Source organism: Endozoicomonas sp. ONNA2, from assembly GCF_024606365.1.
GTDB lineage: Bacteria > Pseudomonadota > Gammaproteobacteria > Pseudomonadales > Endozoicomonadaceae > Endozoicomonas.
In genome coordinates, this window is sequence record NZ_JAHHPO010000112.1 from 1 (window position 1) to 3,264 (window position 3,264).

Annotated in this window: 2 protein-coding genes and 2 pseudogenes; 3 read left to right on the top strand and 1 reads right to left on the bottom strand. The window is 44.3% G+C overall.

Translation table 11 applies throughout. From position 1 onward, the window contains the following. The first annotated feature begins 433 nt into the window (after positions 1 to 433). The 3 genes and pseudogenes from KDK14_RS01980 to KDK14_RS01990 all read left to right on the top strand — a co-directional run. Positions 434 to 859: a hypothetical protein gene (locus tag KDK14_RS01980; protein ID WP_373691018.1), complete on the top strand. Its 426-nt coding sequence runs from the start codon at positions 434 to 436 to the stop codon at positions 857 to 859. Between the two features lie 193 nt (positions 860 to 1,052). Next, a pseudogene (locus KDK14_RS01985) lies at positions 1,053 to 1,735 on the top strand (ABC transporter ATP-binding protein); the annotation flags it as partial. Positions 1,736 to 1,783: 48 nt separating this feature from the next. Further along, positions 1,784 to 2,602 (top strand): annotated as a pseudogene (locus KDK14_RS01990) (Tn3 family transposase); the annotation flags it as partial. A 171-nt stretch (positions 2,603 to 2,773) separates the two neighbouring features. Here the strand turns inward: KDK14_RS01990 and KDK14_RS01995 are convergent. Next, the coding region (locus KDK14_RS01995; protein ID WP_257263342.1) for a hypothetical protein at positions 2,774 to 3,264 on the bottom strand (491 nt) is incomplete at its 5' end.

The window sequence follows — 3,264 nt, forward strand, 5'->3', positions numbered from 1 at the left end:
CATAGTTCCAGAATTAGAGTGAAATGGGAAAGTTATTTTTAGACAATTCCTAAGGGAGTTTTGCTCAGTCGACCGTACTCCCCGGTACGGCGCTTCCTCGCAAAATCCCTAAGAGCGACAAAGTCCTGCGCGAGATTCGGGGCAGTTTATGAAATATCCGGGCTAGCAATGGCAGGTATAAATATCCTCCTTCCATGTCACCATTGAAAAAGACTATAGAGAAATAATGTCGATGAAAAAGTTGCTATTGGTACTTATGTTTGTATTTCCGATAATTACTTTTGCTAAAGCAACAGATAGCACTCAAAATGCAACCATGTTTCAGGAAGGAAACCATTACAAAGTTCTAAAACTTCCCCCTTCTTCACAGCTAACTGCAACCGAGCGATTTTCTATTTATTGCCCAGGCTGCTATCAGTGGGAGAAAGACCCTTTGATTCATCTGAAGGAGTGGCTGGCTCAGCATAATATTGTGTTCAAGCAGGTGCATATGGATTTTATGGGGGCGTATGGCAAACAGGCCACCATGGCCTTGGCTATGACTCACGGAACACAAAGCTATGACGCCATAAAACAGGCGCTTTTCAATTACATTCATGTTGAGCGCAGAGGCGACTGGCAAAACGATAACGGCTTCTTCCAAACCCTGGAAACCGCCGGACTGAAACAGTCTGATTTCAAGGTAAACCAGAATAACCTGCAGGTAATGAAGACAGTATTAGACTGGAATCAATATGGAGATTACATTCATGTTGCACCAAGTTTTTTGGTGAATAACCGTTACCTGATCAACATGGGTGGTTTGAAGCCTTACGATGATCTGCGTGCATTAATCACCTATCTGACTCAACTCCAGTAGAAAACTTCAAGATGCGAAATTAACCTGATCTGGGCGGGTCGGTGATCTCTGAGAGGAACCGTCCGCTGCTCTTTTCTACATAATGGTTTCCTGGACTTAATGTCTGCTTTATGAGTAGAAACAGGCTTCCCCGCTATCACAAAGATTTTCTTAAATTTCATATCTGATTATAAATATCTTAAGGCTGAGAACCATGACCCAGGCATTGGCCATCAAGAATTTGAAAAAAGTATACAACGACGGATTTGTTGCTCTGAGGGGGGGTAAACCTGGAGGTTGCCAAAGGTGATTTTTTTGCCTTGTCGGCCCTAATGGTGCCGGCAAATCAACTACCATCGGAGTGATTTCATCACTGGTTCGAAAGTCTGAAGGAAGTGTATCTGTCTTCGGTCATGATATTGAACGTGATCTGGTCCGTGCCAAGCGTTCATCGGGGGTTGCTCCCCAGGAATTTAACTTTAACCAGTTTGAAAAAGTGGAAGACATTCTGGTCAGTCAGGCTGGCTATTACGGACTTTCAGTCCGTCAGGACAGGCCCCGCATTGAACACTACCTGAAAAAGCCTGGTTTATGGAACAAACGGTTTACCCAGTCCCGAATGCTGTCTGGCGGTATGAAGCGGCGTTTGATGATTGCCAGGGCTCTGATTCATGAGCCTGACTTACTGATTCTTGATGAACCCACCGCTGGCGTCGATATAGAGCTGCGCAGAAGCCTCTGGGCGTTTATCAAAGAGATTAACGACCAGGGTACCACAATTATTTGACCACCCACTATCTGGAAGAGGCGGAGCAGCTCTGTCGTAATATTGCCATCATTGATCAGGGTGAAATCGTGGAAAACACCAGCATGGTTCAACTGTCCCGATCCGTACAGAATATAAGCCGTAAGCAAATCGCTTGACTCAATCTCAAGCACTGCTCTGAAGATATCCCAAGCAAGTGCATCAGAGATGTTATCAATGCCTACAATCAGTTTTCGCTGCCAAGTTTCTGGGGAACTGGCAAACGCGCATCTGCTGATGGCACAAAGTGGGATGTTTACGAGAATAATCTGCTATCTGAATACCATATACGTTATGGGGGTATTGCATACTATCACCTCAGTGACAGGTATATCTGTCTTTTTTCCCGATTTATCCCATGCGGTGTTTATGAAGCAATTTATATCCTGGATGGGTTGCTTGAAAATGATTCCGATATCCAGCCAGATACAGTCCAATCTGATACTCATGGGCAGAGCCTGGCTGTCTTTGGACTTGCTCACTTATTGGGTATTCAGCTGATACCCAGAATCAAAAACATCAAGCGATTGAAATTACATCGACCTGAATCAGGTGCGAAGTTCCGGCATATAAACGGTATATTCTCTGACCCCATTGATTACAACGTCATTGCAAGGGAATTTCAGGAAAAGCTGAGAATAGCGATGTCGATTAAAGCTGGGAAGCTGACTGCATCAACAATCGTTCAGCGTTTAACCGGGAAAAGCCGTAAAAATCAGCTTTATTATGGGTTCAGGGAGTTAGGCCGAGCAGTACGCACTCATTTTTTAATGGAGTATATTGCTGATGGTGGTCTTCGTCGGATGATAAACGCTTCTACTAATAAGAGTGAGCTATTCAACAAATTTTCTGATTGGGTTTTCTTCTACAACAAGGGTGTTATTCGGGAAAATGATCGACATGAGCAGGGGAAAATCATCAAGTGGAACCACTTGGCTACAAATATGATCATCTTTTAAAATGTTGAAGCTATGACCAGGGTTCTCAGGGAACTACGGGATGAGGGATACAGTATCACAGAGGATGACTTGAAACATCTGTCACCGTACACGGAAACTGCTAATAGGTTGGGGGATTATCGGCTTGAACTCAGAAAGGAAGTGCGCCCGTTGGAATTCTCGATTTCTGTTTTATAAACAGCTGGTTATCGAATTTTTATGACGTAAAGGCAGTTTTGCAGGCCGGGCCCCATTACCAACAAACGTAAATAATTTCTTGTTAATAGTATCCCTAATCTCTATAACGAACGGATGGGTGTTTTCGTCTACATCAAGGAGCTTCTGCAAGCTTTCATGTATTACTTGTAAGTAGTCTTGAAAAAGAGCGTCAGATCCACCTGACAATATATATACGACAGGGGTAAGTTGATCAGTGATTATGTTATGAACACTTGTTTTTTTCGCGTCTATACGATCGCCGGATATGGAGATTATTCGGTCAGCAAGGCAGAAGACATAATCGCCTCGTGTGGGGTCCTCCGCTTGTGGTCCTCGCGATGTGTCCAGAAGACGGATGACAGGAGCGCCCTTAAAACCCAGGGCAACCGTTACCTCCTTGGCATCAATCATGGGAAAACCGGCCAGGGAGAAAGTCATGGGGGCACCAACGTAAGGTGTAGGCA